This is a genomic window from Albidovulum aestuarii, from assembly GCF_029961185.1.
Classification (GTDB): Bacteria; Pseudomonadota; Alphaproteobacteria; order Rhodobacterales; family Rhodobacteraceae; genus Albidovulum; species Albidovulum aestuarii.
Genome location: NZ_JASBQQ010000004.1, coordinates 290,298 through 311,835, shown reverse-complemented (window position 1 = coordinate 311,835; position 21,538 = coordinate 290,298). Strand labels below are relative to the sequence as shown.

General features: G+C 62.9%; 16 protein-coding genes and 1 pseudogene. 6 read left to right on the top strand and 11 right to left on the bottom strand.

Translation table 11 applies throughout. The annotated features are described in order from the left end of the window. Positions 1 to 14: 14 nt before the first annotated feature. Both cphA and QKW60_RS12235 read right to left on the bottom strand, forming a co-directional pair. A complete protein-coding gene (cphA, locus tag QKW60_RS12240) occupies positions 15 to 2,819 on the bottom strand; it encodes a cyanophycin synthetase (RefSeq protein ID WP_282369051.1) in 2,805 nt (934 codons plus the stop codon). Positions 2,820 to 2,847: 28 nt separating this feature from the next. Beyond that, on the bottom strand, positions 2,848 to 3,720 hold the full coding sequence (locus tag QKW60_RS12235) for a cyanophycinase (protein WP_282369050.1): 873 nt from the start codon (positions 3,718 to 3,720) through the stop codon (positions 2,848 to 2,850). 531 nt (positions 3,721 to 4,251) lie between these two features. Here QKW60_RS12235 and QKW60_RS12230 point away from each other — a divergent pair. The 6 genes and pseudogenes from QKW60_RS12230 to QKW60_RS12205 form a co-directional block, all read left to right on the top strand. After that, on the top strand, positions 4,252 to 4,743 hold the full coding sequence (locus QKW60_RS12230) for an Lrp/AsnC family transcriptional regulator (protein WP_282369049.1): 492 nt from the start codon (positions 4,252 to 4,254) through the stop codon (positions 4,741 to 4,743). Between the two features lie 184 nt (positions 4,744 to 4,927). Next, positions 4,928 to 6,112, top strand: a complete 1,185-nt coding sequence (locus QKW60_RS12225) for a glycine cleavage T C-terminal barrel domain-containing protein (RefSeq protein WP_282369047.1) — start codon at positions 4,928 to 4,930, stop codon at positions 6,110 to 6,112. Positions 6,113 to 6,141: 29 nt separating this feature from the next. Further along, entirely contained in the window at positions 6,142 to 6,591 is a 450-nt protein-coding gene (locus QKW60_RS12220) for an OsmC family protein (protein ID WP_282369046.1), read from the top strand. Positions 6,592 to 6,612: 21 nt separating this feature from the next. Further along, complete coding sequence (locus QKW60_RS12215; RefSeq protein WP_282369044.1) at positions 6,613 to 7,410, top strand: enoyl-CoA hydratase; 798 nt, start codon at positions 6,613 to 6,615, stop codon at positions 7,408 to 7,410. A 7-nt stretch (positions 7,411 to 7,417) separates the two neighbouring features. Further along, the gene (locus QKW60_RS12210; protein ID WP_282369042.1) at positions 7,418 to 9,049 is read left to right on the top strand and encodes an acyl-CoA synthetase; all 1,632 of its coding nucleotides are present in this window, start codon (positions 7,418 to 7,420) and stop codon (positions 9,047 to 9,049) included. Positions 9,050 to 9,325: 276 nt separating this feature from the next. After that, positions 9,326 to 9,608 (top strand): annotated as a pseudogene (locus QKW60_RS12205) (transposase); the annotation flags it as partial. 303 nt (positions 9,609 to 9,911) lie between these two features. Here the strand turns inward: QKW60_RS12205 and QKW60_RS12200 are convergent. From QKW60_RS12200 to QKW60_RS12160, 9 genes are read right to left on the bottom strand one after another with little or no spacing between them, the layout of a single operon-like run. Beyond that, complete coding sequence (locus QKW60_RS12200; RefSeq protein WP_282369040.1) at positions 9,912 to 10,517, bottom strand: TetR/AcrR family transcriptional regulator; 606 nt, start codon at positions 10,515 to 10,517, stop codon at positions 9,912 to 9,914. Positions 10,518 to 10,566: 49 nt separating this feature from the next. Then, the gene (locus tag QKW60_RS12195) at positions 10,567 to 12,117 is read right to left on the bottom strand and encodes an ABC transporter substrate-binding protein (protein ID WP_282369039.1); all 1,551 of its coding nucleotides are present in this window, start codon (positions 12,115 to 12,117) and stop codon (positions 10,567 to 10,569) included. Continuing rightward, positions 12,101 to 13,087: an ABC transporter ATP-binding protein gene (locus tag QKW60_RS12190; protein WP_282369038.1), complete on the bottom strand. Its 987-nt coding sequence runs from the start codon at positions 13,085 to 13,087 to the stop codon at positions 12,101 to 12,103. The genes QKW60_RS12195 and QKW60_RS12190 overlap by 17 nt, the downstream gene beginning before the upstream one ends. Beyond that, positions 13,084 to 14,055: an ABC transporter ATP-binding protein gene (locus tag QKW60_RS12185; protein ID WP_282369037.1), complete on the bottom strand. Its 972-nt coding sequence runs from the start codon at positions 14,053 to 14,055 to the stop codon at positions 13,084 to 13,086. Before QKW60_RS12185 ends, QKW60_RS12190 begins: the two co-directional genes overlap by 4 nt. After that, a complete protein-coding gene (locus QKW60_RS12180; protein ID WP_282369036.1) occupies positions 14,052 to 14,909 on the bottom strand; it encodes an ABC transporter permease in 858 nt (285 codons plus the stop codon). The genes QKW60_RS12185 and QKW60_RS12180 overlap by 4 nt, the downstream gene beginning before the upstream one ends. Continuing rightward, the gene (locus QKW60_RS12175; RefSeq protein WP_282369035.1) at positions 14,893 to 15,843 is read right to left on the bottom strand and encodes an ABC transporter permease; all 951 of its coding nucleotides are present in this window, start codon (positions 15,841 to 15,843) and stop codon (positions 14,893 to 14,895) included. Before QKW60_RS12175 ends, QKW60_RS12180 begins: the two co-directional genes overlap by 17 nt. A 21-nt stretch (positions 15,844 to 15,864) precedes the next feature. Beyond that, the gene (locus QKW60_RS12170) at positions 15,865 to 17,883 is read right to left on the bottom strand and encodes a CocE/NonD family hydrolase (RefSeq protein WP_282369034.1); all 2,019 of its coding nucleotides are present in this window, start codon (positions 17,881 to 17,883) and stop codon (positions 15,865 to 15,867) included. Positions 17,884 to 17,891: 8 nt separating this feature from the next. Further along, positions 17,892 to 19,406, bottom strand: coding sequence for a trimethylamine methyltransferase family protein (locus QKW60_RS12165; RefSeq protein WP_282369033.1), 1,515 nt, complete (start codon positions 19,404 to 19,406; stop codon positions 17,892 to 17,894). Then, on the bottom strand, positions 19,403 to 21,472 hold the full coding sequence (locus QKW60_RS12160) for an oxidoreductase (RefSeq protein WP_282369032.1): 2,070 nt from the start codon (positions 21,470 to 21,472) through the stop codon (positions 19,403 to 19,405). Before QKW60_RS12160 ends, QKW60_RS12165 begins: the two co-directional genes overlap by 4 nt. Positions 21,473 to 21,538: the final 66 nt, after the last annotated feature.

The following is a 21,538-nucleotide window of genomic DNA, read 5'->3' as shown; positions in this document are numbered from 1 at the left end:
ACACTGCGCCCCGGTCAGTCCGACTCCTCGTTCTCGACCCGCGCGAGGCGCACGCCGCGCTCGTCGCGGATCAGTTGATCCGTGGCAGACATCAGTTCCTCGAACTCGGGGGCCGGGCGTTCCACACGAGATGGCTTGGCCATGACGATGGCCTCCCGCTCGGCCTTCTTGAAGTAGATGATCTGCTTCCACGATCGGGCCAGTTCATCCGCAAAGACCACCAGCAGATCACCGGGCTGCGCCGCGTTCAGCGCCATGTCGATGGCGTCCGCCTCGCTCTCGACAAGTGTGATCCGCTCCTCCTCGACGCCCTGTTTCAGCAGTTCCTCGCGGATCATTTCGGGTACTTCCATCGGCCCGCGTCCGCGCCTGTCATCATCCGGTTTAAGGAAGTAGTGATCGAAGTGGCCAGCCAGTGCCCGGGCTGCATCCCGAATATCCTCGTCGCGGCGATCCCCCGGCATGGCAGAGACAACGAGCCGGCGGCCCTTGACGTCGAGCCGGTCGGCAAGCCCCGCCATGGCCGAGATCGCCGCCGGGTTATGGCCGTAGTCGAGGATGACCTTGAACGGGTGTTCGTCGAAGACGTTCGTCCGCCCCGGCACCTGGAAGAAGGAGGTATCGAAGGTTCTAAGCCCGTGGCGGATATTGTCGAGATCCAGTCCGAAGGAATAGGCCATCGCGCAGGCGAACATCGCGTTCTGCACATTGTAGAGCGCCTTGCCCTCCAGCGTGGCCGGGATGAGGTGCGACCAGAGAACCGGCATGTGCAGACCGTTTGCATAGATCGTGATCATGTCGCCGTTCATGGCCTTTTCCAGCACCACGGCACGGCCCCCGGCCTGAATATGCTCCTTCACCAGCGGATGGTCGGAATTTGTCGTCACGTAGCAGATATGCGTGGCCTTGCAGAAATCGGCCATGCGCAGGCAGTGAAGGTCGTCGGCGTTCAGGACGACCGTATCGGTCGCGGTCTCGACGACGACGCGCTTCACGACGGCCAGTTGTTCCAGCGTGTCGATCCCGCCCATCCCGAGGTGATCGGCAGCGACGTTGAGGCAGGCCGAGACATCGCAGCGCTGATAGCCGAGGCCGGAACGGACAAGCCCGCCCCGCGCCGTTTCCATCACCGCGAAGTCGACCGACGGGTCGCGCAGCACCATCTGCGCCGAGGCGGGACCAGTCATGTCGCCCTTCACCGTGAGCTTGCCATCGACATAGACCCCGTCGGTCGAGGTCATGCCGACGATCTTGCCCGAGGATTTCATGATATGGGCAAGCATCCGACTGGTCGTGGTCTTGCCATTGGTGCCGGTGATCGCGCCGATCGGAATGCGCGCCTGCCGCCCCTTAGGAAAGAGCATGTCGATGACCTTACCCGCCACGTCGCGCGGCTTGCCCTCGGACGGCGCGACATGCATCCGGAAGCCGGGCGCGGCGTTAACCTCGACGATGGCGCCGCCAATATCCTTGTAGCTTTTAGTGATGTCCGAGGTGAGGAAGTCGACCCCGCCGACATCGAGGCCCACCGACTTGATCGTGCGTTCCGCCATATCCTTGTTGTCCGGGTGGCAGACATCGGTCATGTCGATAGCCGTGCCGCCGGTCGAGAGGTTCGCGGTCGAACGCAGGTAGAAAGTCTCGCCTGCCGGAAGGACGGTTTCGGCGGTGTACCCGGCATCCGCCATCAGACGCTCTGCCTGATTGTCGAGTTCGAGATTGGTCAGCACCTTCTCGTGCCCGATACCGCGGCGCGGGTCGGAATTCACGATCTCCACCAGTTCGGCAATCGTATGCTTGCCGTCGCCGACGACATGGCCGGGCACGCGCTTGGCCACCGCGACCAGTTCGCCGTTCACGACAAGCATACGGTGATCCATGCCAGTGACGAAACTTTCGACAAGGATGCCGCGGCTCTTGGAATGCGCCTTGGCCTCATGGAATGCGGTTTCGACCTGCGCGTCCTCGGTCAGGTTGATCGACACGCCCCGCCCGTGATTGCCGTCGAGCGGTTTGACCACGACCGGAAAACCGATCCGCTTGGCCGCACGGACGGCCTGCGTCGGCGAATAGACCAGACGCTGCTGCGGCACCGGCAGGCCGAGGTCGCTCAGCATGTTGTGGGTGTCTTCCTTGTCACAGGATATTTCCACCGCGATATGCTTCGTCTCGCTCGTGATCGTCGCCTGAATCCGTTGCTGGAACTTGCCATGCCCGAACTGCACCAGCGAATTGTCGTTAAGCCGGATCCACGGGATGTCGCGATCCTCCGCCGCCTTGACCAGCGACCCGGTCGAGGGTCCGAATTCCTTGCGCTGCGCCATGAGGACAAAGCTTTTCAACTCGTCGGGGAAGTCGAATTCCGGGTCGAACTGGTAGTCGACCTGTGACTTCAGATGGTCAGGCAGAAGGTGCATCAGAAGCCGGATCGCCAGTTGCCCGGCCTCCAGCCCGACATCGCGCTGATGGTATTGGTAGACGAGGTTGTACTGCCCCGGCACCCCTGTAGACCGCGTGCGACCAAACGTGACCTCCGACCCAGCAACCCCCTGAATCTCCAGCGCGACATGCTCGGCGATATGGCCGAGCCAAGTGCCCTCACCCTCTCTCAGGCGGCGGATGAAGCCGCCCGGCTCGCGGTAGGAACAGCCATGCTCATGCAGCCCCGGAAGCGCCTCGACCAGTGCGTTGATCCAGTCTTCGCCGATCTTCGCTGATGGCCAGTCCTCCAGAACGCCAAGGTCAACGACATAGCGGATGACGGGAAACCCCGCCCACACGTTCGGACCGACAAACACGTTCGTCGAAACGATCTTCATTGCGGAGTTCCTCCCTTAGGTCGTGCGGTCAGTTCTTCGTGACCTTTTCGTTAGGCAATGTGCAGAATGCTGCGTGTTCATCCGGCGCATAGGCGTGCCGCCCGACAAGATCGTAGCGGCAACCTTCCCCCATCACGTGAACCTTCAGCCCAAGCAGAGTCAAAGCCTGACCGGGCGAGGCGTCCCACATAGAGGAATGTGTAAGACCGGAGGCATCGACAACCGTCACCGTGCCCGAGCCGACCACCTCGAACACGCCATCAGGCCCGATGAAGGCAGCGGTATCCTCGTCGATGCCGAGGCCAATCAGAAAGGGATTGTAGCTCGACGCGGTCAAGAGCCGCCCGAGCCGGTTCCGCTCGGTGAAATGCTGGTCGATGATCACGGCATTCGTCAGGCCGATGCCGGGCGCGAGGCTGACAGCGCCCTCGACGGGGGCGGAATTGCTGTCACCGCCCGCAATCATATGTTCCGACATGATCGACGCCCCGGCCGAGGTGCCGGCCACGGCGACACCCGCGGCGTTGCGGCGACGGATCTTCTGGGCGATACCGGTGCCGCCGAGGATCGTTGACAGCCGCAACTGGTTGCCACCGGTCAGGAAGATGCCCGTGGCCCGATCGAGCATGTCGAGATACCGTGGATTGTCGCAATCGGCACGGCGGCTGATCGGCAGGAAATCCACCGCCGAAGCGCCAAGATCGCGGAAGATCCGGTTGTAGTCCGGCCCCGTCGTCTCAAGTTCCGACGCCGTTGGAATGACCACGATATCGGCATCCTTGCCGCCCGACAGCTCGACGAAGCGGCGATGGATATGCCGCTCTTTCACGCGATCCTCACCGCCTCCGATCGGAATAATGAAGCCACGAGGATGGTTGTGATTCACAGGGGCTGGACACATGCTGCGGCTATTTCCCCGGAGATGCCGTCAAGGCTGATTGCGTTTCCCCCAATGCAGCCGGTGCCTATGGCGCCGACCGCCCCCCAAGTGCCGCGTAGTCTGGCGCGTCATTTCAGGCAACGCAAGCGATTGATCATCGGTCCATCTGGTCATACCACCGGGACCCATTGCGACATGAACCTCCCCAACTGAATTGGTCCACCGTTATGGTTGAGAACCGGAGGACCAGGAATGGCAAAGCGCAACGCGATCCTGGTGCGGACCGAAAGTCGACCTCCACAACCGTCACATTGGATGTCGGAGGAGGGCCGTCTTCGTCAGCTGCGATCGGAAAGTCACCTTTTTCCGTTTTGGCTCAGAAGTCGGTTGTTCTTGGACCGTAACCGCGTCTCGGTTTACGCATAGGACAGGAGGCGAAAGCACAAATTGACGATTGGCATCGGAGCCTTTGAATAGGTAGAAATTCAGAAATTTGTATTCTTGGGCAACAGACGTTCTCTGGAAACGTCGATGTGAGAAAGCAGCGAACGAATGAAATCGACCGCCCTCGACGCCGCCGACATTCGCATCCTTTGCGCACTGCAGCAACATGGGCAGCTCAGCAAGTCCAGGCTGGCAGAACTTGCCGGGCTTTCGCCCACGCCATGCTGGGCGCGCTTTACCCGGCTGAAGACTGCGGGGCTGATCCGCGGGTACCATGCGGATGTTGCGGTCGGTAAGATCGTGGCCATTTCCAAGGTCGTCGTGACCGTTTCGCTGAAAAGTCACCGCAAGACGGATTTCGACCGCTTCGAGGCACATGTCCGCAGCCTTTACGAGATCACTGACTGTGTCGCGACGGGCGGCGGGATGGACTATGTGATGACGGTCGTAACGACCAGTCTTTCGGCATTCCAGACCCTGATGGACGAGATGCTGTCGGCGGAACTCGGGATCGACCGATACATGACCTATATCGTCACGCGCGAGGTCAAATCGGTTCAGCCGAATCTCGCCCGCCTGCTGGCCGATTCCGGGAAGTGACCCAGCGGAACCCGCTTGGTTACCAGATCGACCAAACGGTCCGAACTCCCAATAAAAAATAGTCCGTTCGGTCTCTCTAGCATGAATCTTTGGCCCGAATCTTCATCCTGAATGCCCCTAGAACCTCGCCAAGTTAGACGAGGTCGCGCGGTCTGGGAATGACCCGCCAGCAAGGGCAAACACGATGACGAAAGTAAGCGATTTTGGTACGAAGCACGCCGACGAATTCGGTTTCGGAACGCAGATCCGTAAATCCCCGTATTTCGCGGCGACCGTCCGTTGGGGCGCCAAGGGGTTCTCGGTCTATAACCACATGTATATCCCGCGCGACTTCGGCGATCCGGAACAAAACTTCTGGAACCTCGTGAACGACGCGATCCTGTGCGATGTCGCGGTTGAGCGTCAGGTCGAGATCACCGGCCCGGATGCTGCGAAATTCGTGCAGATGCTGACGCCGCGCGATCTGTCGAAGATGGCGATCGGGCAGTGCAAGTACGTGCTGATCACCAATGCCGAGGGCGGTATCCTGAACGACCCGATCCTGCTGCGTCTGGCCGAGAACCACTTCTGGATTTCGCTTGCCGACAGCGACATCCTGCTTTGGGCGCAGGGTGTGGCCGTGCATTCGGGGCTGGATGTGACAATTGGCGAACCGGATGTCTCGCCGCTGCAGCTGCAGGGCCCGAAATCCGGAGAGATCATGAAGGCGCTCTTCGGCGACGGCATCATGGACCTCAAGTACTACTGGCTGCGTGAGGTCGAGCTGGACGGCATTCCGCTGATCGTATCGCGCACCGGCTGGTCGAGCGAACTGGGTTATGAGCTTTACCTGCAGGACGGATCGCGCGGCGACGAGCTGTGGGAAAAGATCATGGCGGCCGGCAAGCCATTCAACCTGAAGCCGGGCCACACCTCGTCGATCCGTCGCATTGAAGGTGGCATGTTGTCCTATCACGCCGATGCCGATATCAACACCAATCCCTACGAGCTTGGGCTGGACCGGCTGGTGAACCTCGACATCGAGGCCGAGTTCATCGGCAAGGCCGCTCTACGCCGGATCAAGGAGCAAGGGGTCAGCCGCAAACAGATCGGCCTGATCATCGAGGGTACGCCCTTGAACGGACCGAACACCTCGTATTGGCCGATCCGGAAGAATGGCGTGACCATCGGTAAAGTCACCTCGGCGGTCTATTCGCCGCGCCTTAAACAGAACATTGCGCTGGCAATGGTCGCCGCAGAGCATGCCACCCTGGGTGCAGAGGTGGAGGTCGTCAACAGGACCGGGCTCGTCAATGAGGCCGGAACAGAGCGCGCTACGATCGTCGATCGCCCTTTCTACGATCCGCAGAAGAAGATTGCCGCTGCTTGATCGCAACGCCAAGGCAGGGAAACACAGCCATGTCCGACCTTTCGATCGAACTGCACTGGCACCGCGCTGAACCGGCTTTTCTGCCCGGCAAATACTCGGCCGAGCATGTCGTGCGCTACAACAACAGCTACGAAGTGCAAGCAGATGCCGCCCCGGACTGGGGCGGCAAACCGGAAAACACCAATCCCGAACAGGCGCTCGCCTCGGCCCTGTCGAGCTGCCACATGATGACCTTTCTGGCACTGGCCGCGAAGGCAAACTGGCCGGTCGCCAGCTATCACGACCATGCCGTTGCCCATCTGGGCAAGAACCCCAAGGGGCAGATGTCGGTCACGCGTATCGACCTGCACCCGGTGGTGCGCTTCGATACCGGCTTCTCGGTCGACGACAAGACGTTGGAGGACATGCAGGATCGCGCGCACCGCTACTGCTTCATCGCCAACACGCTTGCCGACACTGTCGAGATCAACGTCCTTTAGACCCTGGCAAGGAGCAAGTCCGTGCAAGAGAAGATGCTGCTCAGCGATCTGGATGGTGACGGCATCCTTCGCCTGACCCTGAATGACGCCCGCCGCCGCAACGCGCTGTCCGAGGCGATGCTTGCTGAACTGGCCGCGGCCTTTGCCGAGGCCGGGGCCAACCCGGCGGTTCGGGTCGTCATTCTGGCCGCCAACGGGCCGGCTTTCTGCGCGGGGCACGATCTGAAAGAGATGACGGCGGGCCGCGCGGCCCCGGATCGCGGCCGCGCCTATTTCACCATGGTGATGGCGATGTGTTCCGGCGTCATGCAGGCCATCGTAAACTGCCCGAAACCCGTTATTGCAGAGGTAACGGGGATTGCCACGGCAGCGGGCTGCCAACTGGTCGCAAGCTGCGATCTGGCTGTTGCCGCCGAGACCGCGCAATTCAGCACGCCGGGCGTTCATATCGGGCTTTTCTGCTCCACCCCAATGGTAGCGCTTTCGCGCAATGTCGCGGGCAAGCACACGATGGAAATGCTGCTGACCGGCGACATGACGCCCGCGGCCCGGGCGGCCGAGATCGGGCTCGTCAACCGGGTTGCGACCGAGGAAGCCTTGAGTGAGGCGACGCTGGAGATGGCGCGCAAGATCGCGTCGAAATCCAGCATGACGCTCGCCACCGGCAAACGCGCGTTCTACGCACAACGCGAGATGCCGCTGGCAGAGGCCTACGACTATGCCTCGAACGTCATGGTCGAGAACATGCTCGCCCGCGACGCCCAAGAAGGCATCGGTGCTTTCATCGAAAAACGCGCGCCCCAGTGGCAGGATCAGTGAGATCACCATGCAGAATCCCTACAATACCGATCTGGACCGCAACCCGGCGAACCACCAGCCGCTGACACCGCTGACGTTTCTCGAACGCGCGGCCAGCGTCTTTCCCGAACACACCGCGATCATCCACGGCCCCCTGCGCCGCAGCTATGCCGAGTTCTACGCGCGGTCGCGGCGCCTTGCCTCGGCCTTGGCCAAGAACGGCATCGGGCGCGGTGACACGGTGTCGGTGCTGCTGGCCAACACGCCGGCCATGCTGGAATGCCACTACGGCGTGCCGATGTGCGGCGCTGTCCTTCATTCGATCAACACCCGTCTCGATGCAGCGATCATCGCCTTCCAGCTTGACCATGCGTCGTCGAAAATCGTGATCGTGGATCGCGAGTTCATGCCGCTGATGCAAGAGGCACTTGCCCTCGCCACCGTGAAGCCGGTTCTGATCCAGTACGACGATCCCGAATTCGACGGCCCGCATGCCCCGGTCATGGCGCAGGACTACGAGGCCTTCCTGGCGTCGGGTGACCCCGATTTTGAATGGCTGATGCCCGAGGACGAATGGGATGCGATCTCTATCAACTACACGTCCGGCACGACCGGCGACCCGAAGGGCGTCGTGTCGCATCATCGTGGCGCCTACCTTCTGGCACAGGGCAATGCACTGACGACATCGATGCAGAAACACGCGGTCTATCTGTGGACCCTGCCGATGTTTCACTGCAACGGCTGGTGTTTTCCCTGGACGATGTCGGCCATCATCGGAACCCATGTCTGCCTGCGGCAGGTGCGGGCGGAACCGATCTGGAATGCGCTGGCCGATGAAGGCGTGACCCATCTCTGTGGTGCCCCCATCGTGATGTCGCTGATGATCTCGGCACCGGATGACGTCAAACGCGATCTCGACCGCACCGTGCAGTTCTTCACCGCCGCAGCACCGCCGCCCGAAAAGCTGCTGGCCGACATGCGCGACGCAGGTTTTGATGTGACCCATCTTTACGGGCTGACGGAAACCTACGGCCCGGCGGTGGTCAACGACTGGCACGAAAGCTGGTCCGGACTGCCCCGCGCCGAACAGGCCGCGCTGAAATCCCGTCAGGGCGTGCGCTATCTCGCATTGGAACAGCTGGACGTTCTGGACCCCGACACGATGCGCCCCGTCCCGCGCGACGGCAAGACCATCGGCGAGGTCATGTTCCGCGGCAATGTCGTGATGAAGGGCTATTTCCGCAATCCCAAGGCCACGCAGGAGGCTTTCGCCGGTGGCTGGTTCCATTCCGGCGATCTGGGGGTCATGCATCCTGACGGCTACATCCAGCTCAAGGACAGATCCAAGGACATCATCATCTCGGGAGGAGAGAACATCTCCTCGATCGAGGTCGAGGAAGCGCTCTACCGGCACCCCGCCGTCGCAGTCGCCGCTGTCGTCGCGATGCCGCATGAAAAGTGGGGCGAAACGCCCTGCGCCTTTATCGAACTGGCCGCAGATCAACAGGCAGATGCGGATACGCTCCGCGCCTGGTGCCGCGATCAGCTCGCGCCCTACAAGGTTCCCGGAAGCTTCATCTTCATGCCCATACCAAGGACCTCGACGGGGAAGATCCAGAAATTTGTTCTGCGCGAACAGGCAAGGGCTATCGCCACCTGACATCCGGTCGGACGTACTGGTTTAAGTTTTATCTTGCCTTGCCCTCAAAAGCGCTCGGCAACGTGCCATCGCAGCATACGGCCGCAATCACACTCGGCATGGCAGGTCTCATCTGGAGGTCGCCTATCGGCGGCGATGTGAACGCTCGAAAACATTCCGATTTTGCGTGCGCAACGAATGGCGGCAATCCGGGCTTCATACGCCACCAACAGTCGACTGCGATGCCCCCAGATTTGTAGATGCCTTGCCGCTTATATTTAAGGCGCGGAGGCCGACATGGGTACAAGCGATTACAGTGACGAGTTCAAGCGGGACGCGGTGCATCAGATCACGGTGCGTGGGTATCCGGTTCGGGAGGTTTCGAGGCGCTTGGGCGTCAATACACACTCTCTGCACAAGTGGATGAAGCGGTTCGCCGAGCCGGCACCGAAGCCCGGCGTGGACCATAAAGCGGAGAACCGTCGCTTGAGGCGTAAGCTGGCCAGGGTGACCGAGGAGCGCGAAATCCTAAAAAGGCGATAGTGTACTTCGCGCGTGGGTCCCCATGAAGTACGCCTTTACCCGACACGCGACGATGCAAGGCGCGACGTTTTCTAATACATTGAGCTCTTCTATAACCCTAAGCGCAAGCACCCGAAGAATGGCATGCCGTCACCCGTTGACTTCGAAAACGGACAGTCAAACTCAAACAGGCACGAGTCTAGGAAACTAGCGGCACCTCATTTAGAGCAACATCGTTTCGCGTGACTGCGGCAAAGGGCAGCGCACAATTCGAACCCATGCGCATTCATCCCGCCTGCCATGCAATTCCTGAGCCGTGCCGACTATTGAACGGCAATCTATGGTATAGCTGCCGCCGCTTTCAGAAGCTGCCGAGATGTGGCAGCAGGAAGAACCGACACGCCGCTTTCGCATCGTCGGCCTGCATCGACGTCGGCTCGATGCAGTGCTGGATGCCGAGGCCGTCAATCAGGCAGACGAGCGAGCGGGCCAGAGCATCGGCATCGACATTCCTCCCACGCGCCACCGCCACCTCGCTGATCGCGTCCGCAACGTCACGAACATAGTCCGCGTATTGCACCCGATGCTCGTCTCTGAGGTCAGGGTTGATCGAGATTTGTCCCCAGAGGGTAAGCCAGATATTGAAGGCTTCACGGTTGAAGACTTCAGGTGCGAAGAATGCATTAAGCAGAGCGGCCAGCCGCGTTTCACCGGGGGCGAGGTCACGGGTGAGCTTGGTCGACCCGTCATACATCGTCGCGTAGACTGCGGTCAAAAGCGCGTTCATCGAACCGAAATGATGGATGATCAACCCGCGCGACACGCCCGCCTCGGCGCAGATCTTATCCACGGTGAATTCCTGGATACCGCCCCGCGCCATGCAGGCCAGACCCGCCTCTATCAGCCGGGCGCGCCGCTCCTCTCCGGTCAGTCGGACATATTTTGGCGACGTGGCTTTCTGCGGCATCAGGATCCCCGGATGGTGACGGCGCCCGGCAAAGGGCGCCGCCGCAAGGTCAGGTTCGCGTGAACCTTACCGGATCGGGGTGCCCGTCGGAAAGGATGACCGGGCCGATATTTGAATCGTGGATCGCCACCAGCGGCTCAAAGCAGATGAAGACGAACGATCCCGACTCCTCCATCAGGTCCTCCATCCGGTTGAACATGGCCCGGCGCTTTTCGGTGTCCAGTTCGGTCAGCGACTTCTGGTAGAGCTCCTCGTATTCTGCGCTGTCGAAGAATGTCCAGTTGTAGACGCCGATCTGGTCCGGGCGGAACCAGACGAGGTTTTCGGTCGGGTCCACGCCTCCCGCGAAGCTTTGAAGGACAAGTTCCAGCGACAGGTAATCGTCCCCGGCCGTCTTATCACCCAGGGCCCAGTAGGCAGCATCCTCGGTCGGCTGGATCACGACGGTGATCCCGGCCTCGGCAAGGCTTGCCTGGATGATCTGGGAGATGGCCTGCGAGGTTGAATCCGTCTGCGTCACGAGGTTCAGCGTCAACCCCTCTGCCCCGGCCTCGGCCAGAAGCGCCTTGGCCTTTTCAACGTCGCGTGTGTCGATGATGTTCTTTTCACGCGCAAAGGCGGTGCCGGGCTGAACGACGCCTGCCGAACGGCTGACTAGACCGTCATAGGCACCCTGAAGTACTGCGTCGCTGTCATAAGCGTACTGGATCGCCTGCCGTACGCGGATGTCTTTCAACGGTTCGGCGTTCTGGTTGATGGTCAGCCAGACATAGCGGGTCGACTCCGCCTCGATCAGTGTCGCGCCTTGTGGCATCGCGTCTTTCAGCTGCTTGACCGCGCCGGGTGCGAGGCGGGTGTAGTCGAATGCATCGGCCTCATAGGCAAGCTGTGCCGCCTGATCGTCGGTCACGATGTAGATCTCGACCGTCGCGAAGGCGGGCTTTTCACCGCTCCAGGCCGGGTTCGTGACCAGCGTCACCTTCTGCTGCTGTTCCCAACTGCCAAGCAGGTAGGGCCCGCACTGGGCCGGGATCTCGGTCGTATACTGGCCGCCCGCGGCCTCGACCGCCGCCTTGCAGACGATATGCCCCCCGTAATAGGGCATCGCGATGACGATGAAGGGCGCGAAGGCCTCGGTCAGGTGGATGACGCCGTTCCGGTCGTCGATCACCTCGACCTCCTTCAGTTTCTCGAACTGGTAAGCCCAGGCGCTGTCCGACCCGGCGATGCGTTCGTAAGAAAATTTGACGTCATTGGCGGTCACGGGGCCGTAGTCACCCGTCCAGACAAGGCCCTCGCGCAACGTGAAGGCCAGCCGCGTACCATCGAGCCATTCCAGTTTTTCGGCAGCGTAGAGCTCCCACTGATTGCCCGCGCGCATGTCACCCATCCGCACAAGTGAGACCTGCGTGCAGCGCGGTATGATCTCATCCAGTTCCCCGATGATCCCCCAGGGGTCCAGCACCTGGAAATCGGAGGTCACACGGATGCGCAGCGTATCGCCCTCGGCGGCCCAGGCGAAATGCGGCGAGGCGGCCGCAGCGGCCAGACCGGCGCCAGTGAGTTTCAGGAATTGCCGTCTGTCAGTGTTCCAGTTCATGTCTTCCTCCCTCAGTTGTGGTTTCAGTAAAATGGCAGCGCACCGAACGGCCGTAACCGAGTTCCTTCAGAGCAGGCGGGGTCGTACGGCAGATGTCCTCGGCCAAGGGGCATCGCGTGTGGAATTCGCATCCCTTCGGACGGCGCAGAATGCTTGGAATCTCGCCACGGATCGCCAGATCGGCACGGCGCTTGCGCGGGTCGGGCTTTGGTTCTGCCGCGATCAGGCTTTGTGTGTAGGGGTGGCGGGGTTCGGCAAAGATGGCGCGCGTAGGACCAGTTTCGACCAGCCGCCCGAGATAGAGCACCGCGATGCGGTCGGCCACGTGCCGGACCAGCGCCAGATTGTGAGTGATGATCAGGTAACTCAGCCCGTGCCTGTCCTTCAGGTCGGCCATGAGGTTCAGGATTTCCGCCTGCACCGAGACATCGAGCCCCGCCGTCGGCTCATCAGCGATCACGAGCGCAGGTTTCAGCGCCAGCGCCCGCGCGACACCCACACGCCGGGCCTGCCCGCCAGATAGCTCGTGCGGGTAACGCGTCGCCATTTCAGGCGGAAGGCCGACCTCGGCCAGAAGCTCGGCGGCCTTGTCCCGGTGATTTCTCACTGCAACGCCATGGATCGAGAAAGGCTCGGTCACCGCGTCGCCCACCGTCATGCGCGGGGAAAGCGATGCCGTCGCGTCCTGAAACATCAGCGCCGTTCGCGGTCGGATCGCCTTGAAACCTGCGGAGTGGATCAGATCCCTGCCATCGAAACGGACCCGACCGGCGCTGATCGGCTGCAACCCGAGAATCGCGCGGGCGAGCGTGGTCTTGCCCGATCCGCTTTCCCCGACAAGCCCCAGCGTCTCGCCCGGCATGAGGTCGAGCGTGACGCCAGCAAGGATATTCAGTGGCGCGGCACCCCCAAACCAGCCGCCCGTCGGCAGGACGACGCTGACGTCGCGGATCGACAGAAGCGCGGTCATGGCGCAACCTCGTGGCAAAGGGCGCTTCGGTCTGGACCAAGCGCCACGCACGGCGGCGGCACCGTCCGGCAACGATCTGTCGCGATCCCGCAGCGGGCGGCGAAGGTGCAGCCGGGCGGTAGGTCGGACAGGTCAGGCAGCCGCCCACCGATCGCCGGCAGCCTGCCCGTCGCCGCCTCGATCCCGGCCGGGTCGCAGGACAGAAGCGCGCGGGTATAGGGGTGGCGGGGATCGTGGTAGAGCGCGTCGACCGGTGCCTCTTCGACCACCTCGCCCGCATACATGACCGCGACCCGGTCGCACAGTTCGGCAATCACGCCCAGATGGTGCGTGACGATAACGATTGCGCACTGGTAATCCGCCTGCAACTCGCGCAGAAGGTGGACGATCTGCGCCTCCATCGTCACGTCCAGCGCGGTCGTCGGTTCATCTGCGATCAGAACGGCGGGCCGCATCAGAAGCGCCGCCGCGATGGCCGCGCGCTGGCGCATGCCACCCGACAGTTCATGCGGGAACCGTCCCATCGCGAGGTCCGGGTCCGACAGGCCGACACGCGCCAGCATATCCCGCGCACGGCTCCATTTCTCGCGCCCTGTTACGCCATCGAGGTTGAACTGAAAGTCGACAAGCTGCGCACCGACGGTCAGGACCGGGCTGAAGGCGGTCATAGGATCCTGGAAGACCATCGCGATCTCGCGCCCGCGCAGCCGTCGCCGTTCTGCGCGCGGCAGGGAGAGGATGTCACACCCGTTCAGGCAGACCGCGCCCGAGGTGATTTCGGCATTTGCTCCCATCAGGTCGATCATCGCTGAGGCAAGGGTCGACTTGCCGCAGCCGCTTTCACCCGCGATGCCCAGCACCTCGCCCTGTCGCACGGCAAGGCTCACGTTCCTGAGTGCCGCGACCGTACCCCCGGGAACGCGGTATCGCAGCGACAGGTTCTCGACTGACAGGACCGCTTCGCTCATCGCGCCGCCCCCCGTCTAAGCTTTGGGTCAAGCGCGTCGCGCAGCCCTTCGCCGAGGAAGGTGAAGCCGAGCGTGGACAGGACCAGCGGCAAACCCGCGATCAGCACCATATAGGGCGCCGCACGGATCGAGGTGTAACCGTCGTAAAGGATGTTGCCCCATGATGGCGTCGGCGGCCTGACCCCGAGGTTGAGGTAGGAAAGCCCGGCCTCAAGCATGATCACGATCGGCACATCCATCGACAGAAGGATGACCAGGGGGCCGACCACGTTCGGCAACAGGTGGCGGAAGAGGATACGGGCAGACGATGCCCCCATCGCGCGCTCGGCCACGATGAAGTCTGCACCCGCAAGGCTCAGCGTCTGGGCGCGGATCAATCGCGCATAGGCGGGGATCGAGACGAGGACGACGACAAGGATCAGCGTCCCGGTGCCGGGGCCGACGATGGTGATGACCGCAAGCGCGAACATGATCATCGGCAGCGACGACATCGAGTCGAACGCGAGCACCAGTAGCGCATCCAGCCAGCGCGGCCCGAACCCAGCGATCATACCAAGGATCAGCCCGCCTAACCCGGCAAGCCCGACCGATGTCAGCGCGATCGACAGGGCCGTCCGCGCCCCGAAGATGATGCGCGACAGAAGGTCCCGGCCCAGTTGGTCGGTACCTGCAAGGTGCGACAGCGACGGTGGCTGAAATTTTTCCATAACGTTCAGCTTGATCGGATCGGCGGGTGCGACCCAGGGCGCGAAGAGCGCCATCGCGACAAAAAGCAGGACAAGGATCAGCCCGAGCGCCCCCATCGGGTCAGAGAGCAGCGCACGGAGCACCCTGAACTTACCGCCGGAAGACATCGCGCACCCTCGGATCGAGCCGCGCAATCAGAAGATCGGCGGCGGTGACGATGAAAAGGTAGAAGGCGGTCATGAAAAGGACCGTGCCCATGACGACCGGATAATTCCGCTTCTGAACGGCACCGGTGATCAGCGTACCAATTCCGGGCCTGCCAAAGACGGTTTCCACGAAGACCGCGCTTGAAAGGATTGAGCCGAGCCCAACCGCCAGAAGCGCAATGGTGGGAATGATCGCGACGCGCAGGGCGTAGCGGAAGACGACGCGACGCTCAGGCAATCCAAAGGCCCGGGCGGTGCGGATGTAGTTCTCCCCCATCACCTCCAGCAGCGAGGCGCGCACCAGACGCGCGAGATATCCGACCCAGCCGATGCCAAGCGCGAAGGCGGGCAGGATCAGCGCGCGGATCTGGCTGCCGATATCACCCGGCGTGCCGGCCCCGATCGCGGGCAGCCAGCGCAGCCAGACCGCGAAGATCAGGATCGCATAGATCGCGACGACGAAGGCGGGGACCGAAATCAGCCCGACCGACAGGACGCCCAGAAGTCGGTCGGTGACAGTGCCCCGCCAGACAACCGCGGCGCAGCCAAGGGCGATGCCCAGGACAACGGCCCAGCCAAGCGCGGTGATCCCCAGGATCAGCGTGTTCGGGAAAAACTCAAGGATCTGGTCGAGAACAGGCCGCTTGGACCACACGTCATAGCCCAGATCGCCGGTCAGCGCGTTGTGGAAGAAGTGCCAGACCTGCATCAGGACGGGCTCATCCAACCCCATCCTCTCGCGCAGCAGTTCCTTCAGTTCCGGCGTGGCCCGTGGCCCGAGCGCGAGCGAGGCCGGATCGCCGGGCACGAGGAACACCATCGCGTACATCGCCAGCATCACCGTGATCAGGATCACGAAAGCAAGGGCGATGCGCTTGATGGCGTATCTCAGCATCTGGCCGCCAGGTGCCCCCTCTTACACATTGTCACGCGGGATCCTTTCGTCCCATTCGCGCTCGAACACTGTCGTGTCGTTTTCGGTGATCCGCAGGGTCGTCTCGACCCGGAAATGGGTGGCGTCGCAGGAAAGCCTGCCGGTTGAATGATGACCGAATGCACCGTCCTTGCGGTGAATGATGACATTCGCCCCGGTTTCGCAGGTCGCTGAGAGGGGATCGCCATCGGTGATGCGATAGCGGGCGAAGGCGTCCGATATCACGGTCTGACCTATATCCGGCATCTCGTGCGCATAGGTCCAGCGCGGGAAGTCGACGACCATTTCGCCGCTCAGAAGGTCGCGTGCGACGGTGCGCCGCACCGCCGGTTCAGTGGGAAGATCAGTCGAAGGCGTCGGCGACGCCATCTCTGGCGGATCAAAGGTGCGCAAGGTGCTGTCAGCCGGATCTGAGGGACGGACCGGCAGATCAAGCCACGTCTCACCCGTCCGCATGGTCAGCGTGGCTAGCTCGGGCGACGGCCATGCGATTGGCCAGTAAGTCGTCGAAAGCGCGACCGCGATCCGGTGGCCCGCCGGGAAGGCATGGGCGATGTCGTCAAGGTCGATGATGGCGTCGTAGACCTTTCCCGGCTCCAGCGGCTTGGGGTCGCTGTGGCCTTCCCGGTGAGTCAGGTTCAGGCAGCCGAGCGTGACCCGCGTGGACCGGCCGTCGGGCATCACGTCGTTCAGCCTGACCGCGACCAGAGCCAGCGGCTTGTCGCAGGAAAACCGCAGATGCAGTTGCGGTGCTCCGAGGATTTCGGTGCGACCCGGTAGCGGCTCGGACAGGAAGACGAGCGATCCGCCGTCATCCTCGCGCTGGTCGGTCGGCCATTCGGCGTCCTCGCCATAGCGCCCGACCTCACCTGAGGCGAGGCCGACCCAGAGGGGTGAGCAGATGGTGGCGTCCTCGCTCTCCGACGGTTCCGACCCAAGCCGCCTGCCCGCGTTCAGATGTAGCGCCCGGTGTTCGATCCGGGGCGACGGCCAGTCCGCCTCGGCTACCCAGCGTCCCTGGCGTTCAAGGTAGCAGGTCGACGGCGGCACGCTTTCCTGCATCCAGACCCGGTACATCGGGTCCTCCATGACTCCACCCGGGACGCCCTTCATCCAGTGATCGCACCAGCGTTTCACCTCCTGCAGCCAGCCGATGGCGGGTTCGACCGCCACGTCATGCGGGAAGGAATGCGCCCAGGGGCCGATCAACCCGCGCCTTGGGCCCGATAGCCCCGCCAGAAGGCGCGGTACGCTTTCGGAATAGTTGTCGGCCCAGCCAGAGACCGCGAAGACCGGGATGTCGATGGCCGAGAAGTCTTCGCAGACCGAACCGTGCCGCCAGTAGCTGTCGCGCCGCTGATGGGCCAGCCAGTGGAGGATCCACGGCGCGTTGTGGCGCATCCGGGCCTGCCACATCTCGCGCCACTTTGGCCCGACGATATCCGGGTCGGGCGGCAAGTCGTTATGGGCGAGCATGGTGGCCGACCAGTCGAAATTGTCCTTTGAGAGGCACCCGCCGACATAGTGGACATCGGTCGCATAGCGGTCGTCGGTGGAGCCCACCGTGATGATCGTCTTGAGGGTCGGCGGCCGTCGGGCGGCGATCTGGAGGCCGTTGAACCCGCCCCAGGAAATTCCGTACATCGCGACCTGTCCGTCGCACCAGTCCTGTGCGGCGATCCATGCGATCGCATGGCAACCGTCAACGATCTCCTGCTCGGTATACTCATCGTCGATCAGCCCCTCGCTGTCGCCGGTTCCCCTGATGTCGAGCCGCAAGCAGGCATAGCCGTGACCTGCCAGCCATGCATGCATCTTCTGGTCGCGGCCACGCGTTCCCTCGCGCTTCCGGTAAGGCAGGTATTCGAGGATCGCGGGCACGGGCCCCACGCCCTTCGTCCGCCAGAGCTTGGCCGCGAGGCGTGTGCCGTCGGGCATCGGGACGAAGATATTCTCGACAATCTCGACCTCGTTCGGAAATGTCTCGCGGATCGTCGTCATCGGCTCCCTCAGTTCATAGGCGCGCCGCCCTCGGCCTTTCGGCGGGCGACGTAGTCGTCAAGCGCCTCGGCCACGGCAGGGTCGAGTTCCGGTTCTTCATATTCTGCCAGCAACGTCTTCCAGACGGTGTTGGCGCGGGCCCGCGCGTCGATGCCGCCGCGGTCAAGCCATGTCGGATAGTTGTCCCAATTCGACAACAAAGGCGCGTGGAACGCGGTTTCGTACCGCGCCATCGTGTGGCTGGTGCCGAAGAAATGTCCGCCCGGTCCCGCCTCACGGATCGCATCCAGCGCCAGCGCCTCGGCAGACGTATCGATGGGGTCGAAATAGGCGTCCATCATCATCAGAAGCTCGGCATCGAGGATGAGCTTTTCGAAGCTGGCCGTCAGCCCGCCATGCATCCATCCCGCGCCATGTTCCAGAAGATGCGCGCCGCCCATCAGCGCGCCCCAGAGCGCCATCTGGCTCTCATAGGCCGCCTGCGCATCGACCTCGTTCGCTGCGGTGACATTCGAGGACCGGAAGGGCACGCGGATGTGGCGGGCGAGCTGGCCCGAGGCCTGCGCCGCCTTGACGTATTCGGGTGTACCGAAGGCAGGTGCGCCCGACCGCATGTCGACATTCGAGGTGAAGCCGCCATAGAGGACCGGCGCGCCGGGTCGAACGATCTGGGTCAGCACGATCCCCGCCATCGCTTCGGCATGCTGCTGGGCGAGGGCACCGGCGAGCGTCACCGGCGCCATCGCGCCCGCGAGCGTGAAGGGCGTAATCGCCAGCGCCTGCCCGTGTTCCGCCATGGCAATCAGCCCCTCGGCCATCGGAATATCGAGTTGCAGAGGCGAGTTGGTGTTGATGACGCCGACCAGCGCAGGCCGGTCTTCCAATCCCTCGGGCGTCGTTCCGAGGGCGATTGCGGCCATGTTGATGCCGTCCATCGTGCGGGCGCGGCCCAGCGTCTGGCCCTGCCAGGTCTTGTCAAGAAGCCCAATCTGAGCGCGGTAGATGTCGAGGTGGCGGGTGTTGGCCGGCAGGTCCATCGGCTCAAACGGGCCGCCGCCCTCCTGGTGGATGACGTTCAGTACCTGCACGAGCCGCATGTAGTCACACATTTCGGCGAAGGTTCCATCCCGGCGGCCGCGGTCATTGTCCATCACATAAGCCGGGCCGCCGACGGAAGTGTAGACGCACATATCGCCGCCGACGCTGACGTCATGGACGGGGTTGCGGGCGTGAAGAGTGAAACTTTGCGGCACGGTCGCAAGGCGTTCGGCAACCAGCCCGGGATCGAGCCGAACCACATTGTCCGAAACCGCGGCCCCGGACCTTGCGTACAGGGCACGAGCCGTCGGATCGAGCACGCGCAGGCCGAAGCGGGCGAGGATATCGAGGCCTGCGTGATGGATCGCTGTGACCTGATCGGCGCTCAGCACCTCCACCGGGGAATATGGTCGCCGTCGTTGCCCGAAGGCGGGCTGCACTATGCCTGCACTGTCGCGGTTCCGGCGGCGGTTGCGGGCGGTCACTGGGCCGCCTCCCCGTAGCGCAGAAGGTCACGCATCGCGAATGGTGCATCGCGGAGGACTTCCTGTGCGGAGACCCCGAGTTCGCGCGCTAACCGGTGCGCCTGGTAGACCGCATGGGCGATTGCGCCGGGCGCATTGGCGTCGCCGGTCAGGGTCACGGATGGCTGGCCAGCGGCTTTCAGTGTCTCATAAAGCGCAGACCCGCCCGCGCGCTGACCGACAATCACAAGCGAGCGGGCCTTGACCTGCCGCGCCTCACCCGAAAAGACCTGCGACAGGCGGAGGGTTTCGCCATCGAAACCTTCGACCACCTCCAGTGTCCGGTAGGCGATCCCGGCCTTCAGGAATGCCTTGTGTACCAGAGGTTGTTCGTTGGTCATCACCCCCCAGGACTGCGCACTGCCGGCACTGGTGATGTAGGTCGTGGAAAGTCCCTGCGCGGCCAGATGCTCAGCGATGGCCGAACCCATGTAGTAATTGTCAAAATCGAAGACCGCGACCGGCCCCTCGATCGTCGCGCCCGCCGCGATGTCGTCGGGCGTGTAGACACGTGGGGCGTCAAGCGGGCCCGAGGGAATCTCGTTCGCGCCGCAAAGGTTTCTCGTCCAACGCGCGCCGGTTGCGATGATCACATGGTCTGCGCCAAAATCACGGACATCGCCCGCCTCCATGCGGCTTTCGGCGTGAAGCGAGACGTTGGACATTTTTAGTAGTTGGCCGAGGCGATAGTCGGCGACCCTGAACCATTCCCTTAGCCCCGGCAGCCGCGTTTCCCATAGAAGCCTGCCGCCAAAGTCGCGCTGCGACTCTGCCAGCGTCACAGAGAACCCGCGGCGCCCGAGCGTCAGCGCCGCCTCCAGACCCGCAGGCCCTCCACCGACGATCAGGACGGAGCCATCGCGGTCCTTCCGCACGATCTCGGGATGCCAGCCGCGCCGCCATTCCTCGCCCGCCGTGGGGTTCTGCGTACAGCGGACCCAGACGCCGTCATGCCATGATGCGATGCACATGTTGCAGCCGATACATTCGCGGATGTCGTCTTCCCGCCCCTCGGCGATCTTCTTTGGCAGGAACGGATCGGCGATCGAGGGCCGCGCGCCGCCGATGAGGTCGAGCACGCCGCGCCGGACCATCGACACCATGGTGTCGGGCGATGTGAAGCGTCCGACGCCGACCACCGGCTTGTCGGTCAGCGTCTTGACGAAATCCACCACCGGCTCGTGGCTGCCCTCAGCCGTAAATCGCGAGGGCGCGCAGTCGGTGGCCGAATAATCCATCTTGACGTCGAAGAGATCGGGGGCATCCTTCAGATGCGATATCACCTCGTGGGCCTCTGACGGCGCGGTATCGGAGGCCCGCGCCCGCAGCTCCTGCAACGAAATCCGCAAGGCGACGGCGCAGCGCCCGCCGGTCGCCTCGCGCACCGCATCGATCAGTTCCTCGGTCAGACGGACGCGATTGCGGACCGAGCCTCCATAGGCGTCGGAGCGGTGATTGTAGTCGGACAGCAGGAATTGGTACGGCAGATAGCCCATCCCGGCATAGACGTAGAGAATGTCAAAGCCTGCGCGCTCCGCCCTGACGGCCGCCTCGGCATGCCAGCGGATCAGGTCGCGGATGTCGCCCGCATCCATCACCTTCGGCCGGGCCGAGGACATGAAGCCGACATGTGTTGCCATCCAGGGCACACCCGAGGGCGACAGGGGCGCGTGGCGCGAGGTCCGGTTCACAGCCGCTGCACCGCCATGCCAAAGCTCCACCGCCGCCAGCGCACCATGAGCGTGGACTGCATCCGTCATCACCCGGTGCGACCTCAGGTCCGCCTCGTCCCAGAGCGAGGCGAAGGGGAACGGTGTGTCGTCCGAGGATGGATGGACCGAACAAGCACCGGTCGAAACCACCCCCCAACCGCCTTCCGCCTTCATGCCACGAAACGCGGCGCGGACATGCGGGTTCGCGTTCGTCATGCCCGAAGCGTGAGGCACCTGAAAAAACCGGTTCTTCGCGGTCTTCGGACCGATCCGGACAGGGTCGAACAGGACGTCGAAGCGCGGCGAACTGGTCATTGGGATTCTCTGTTGAACTACCGTATAGTTGTGGCGTTCAGTGAGTCTGTCAAGCCGGATTGTTGA

Coding starts and splice junctions, on each gene's coding strand:
- QKW60_RS12200 (WP_282369040.1), bottom strand. CDS start 10,517: ATGCCGCAGAAAGCCACGTCGCCAAAATATGTCCGACTGACCGGAGAG.
- QKW60_RS12190 (WP_282369038.1), bottom strand. CDS start 13,087: ATGACCGCGCTTCTGTCGATCCGCGACGTCAGCGTCGTCCTGCCGACG.
- cphA (WP_282369051.1), bottom strand. CDS start 2,819: ATGAAGATCGTTTCGACGAACGTGTTTGTCGGTCCGAACGTGTGGGCG.
- QKW60_RS12195 (WP_282369039.1), bottom strand. CDS start 12,117: ATGAACTGGAACACTGACAGACGGCAATTCCTGAAACTCACTGGCGCC.
- QKW60_RS12235 (WP_282369050.1), bottom strand. CDS start 3,720: ATGTGTCCAGCCCCTGTGAATCACAACCATCCTCGTGGCTTCATTATT.
- QKW60_RS12185 (WP_282369037.1), bottom strand. CDS start 14,055: ATGAGCGAAGCGGTCCTGTCAGTCGAGAACCTGTCGCTGCGATACCGC.
- QKW60_RS12175 (WP_282369035.1), bottom strand. CDS start 15,843: ATGCTGAGATACGCCATCAAGCGCATCGCCCTTGCTTTCGTGATCCTG.
- QKW60_RS12225 (WP_282369047.1), top strand. CDS start 4,928: ATGACGAAAGTAAGCGATTTTGGTACGAAGCACGCCGACGAATTCGGT.
- QKW60_RS12220 (WP_282369046.1), top strand. CDS start 6,142: ATGTCCGACCTTTCGATCGAACTGCACTGGCACCGCGCTGAACCGGCT.
- QKW60_RS12160 (WP_282369032.1), bottom strand. CDS start 21,472: ATGACCAGTTCGCCGCGCTTCGACGTCCTGTTCGACCCTGTCCGGATC.
- QKW60_RS12180 (WP_282369036.1), bottom strand. CDS start 14,909: ATGTCTTCCGGCGGTAAGTTCAGGGTGCTCCGTGCGCTGCTCTCTGAC.
- QKW60_RS12210 (WP_282369042.1), top strand. CDS start 7,418: ATGCAGAATCCCTACAATACCGATCTGGACCGCAACCCGGCGAACCAC.
- QKW60_RS12170 (WP_282369034.1), bottom strand. CDS start 17,883: ATGACGACGATCCGCGAGACATTTCCGAACGAGGTCGAGATTGTCGAG.
- QKW60_RS12230 (WP_282369049.1), top strand. CDS start 4,252: ATGAAATCGACCGCCCTCGACGCCGCCGACATTCGCATCCTTTGCGCA.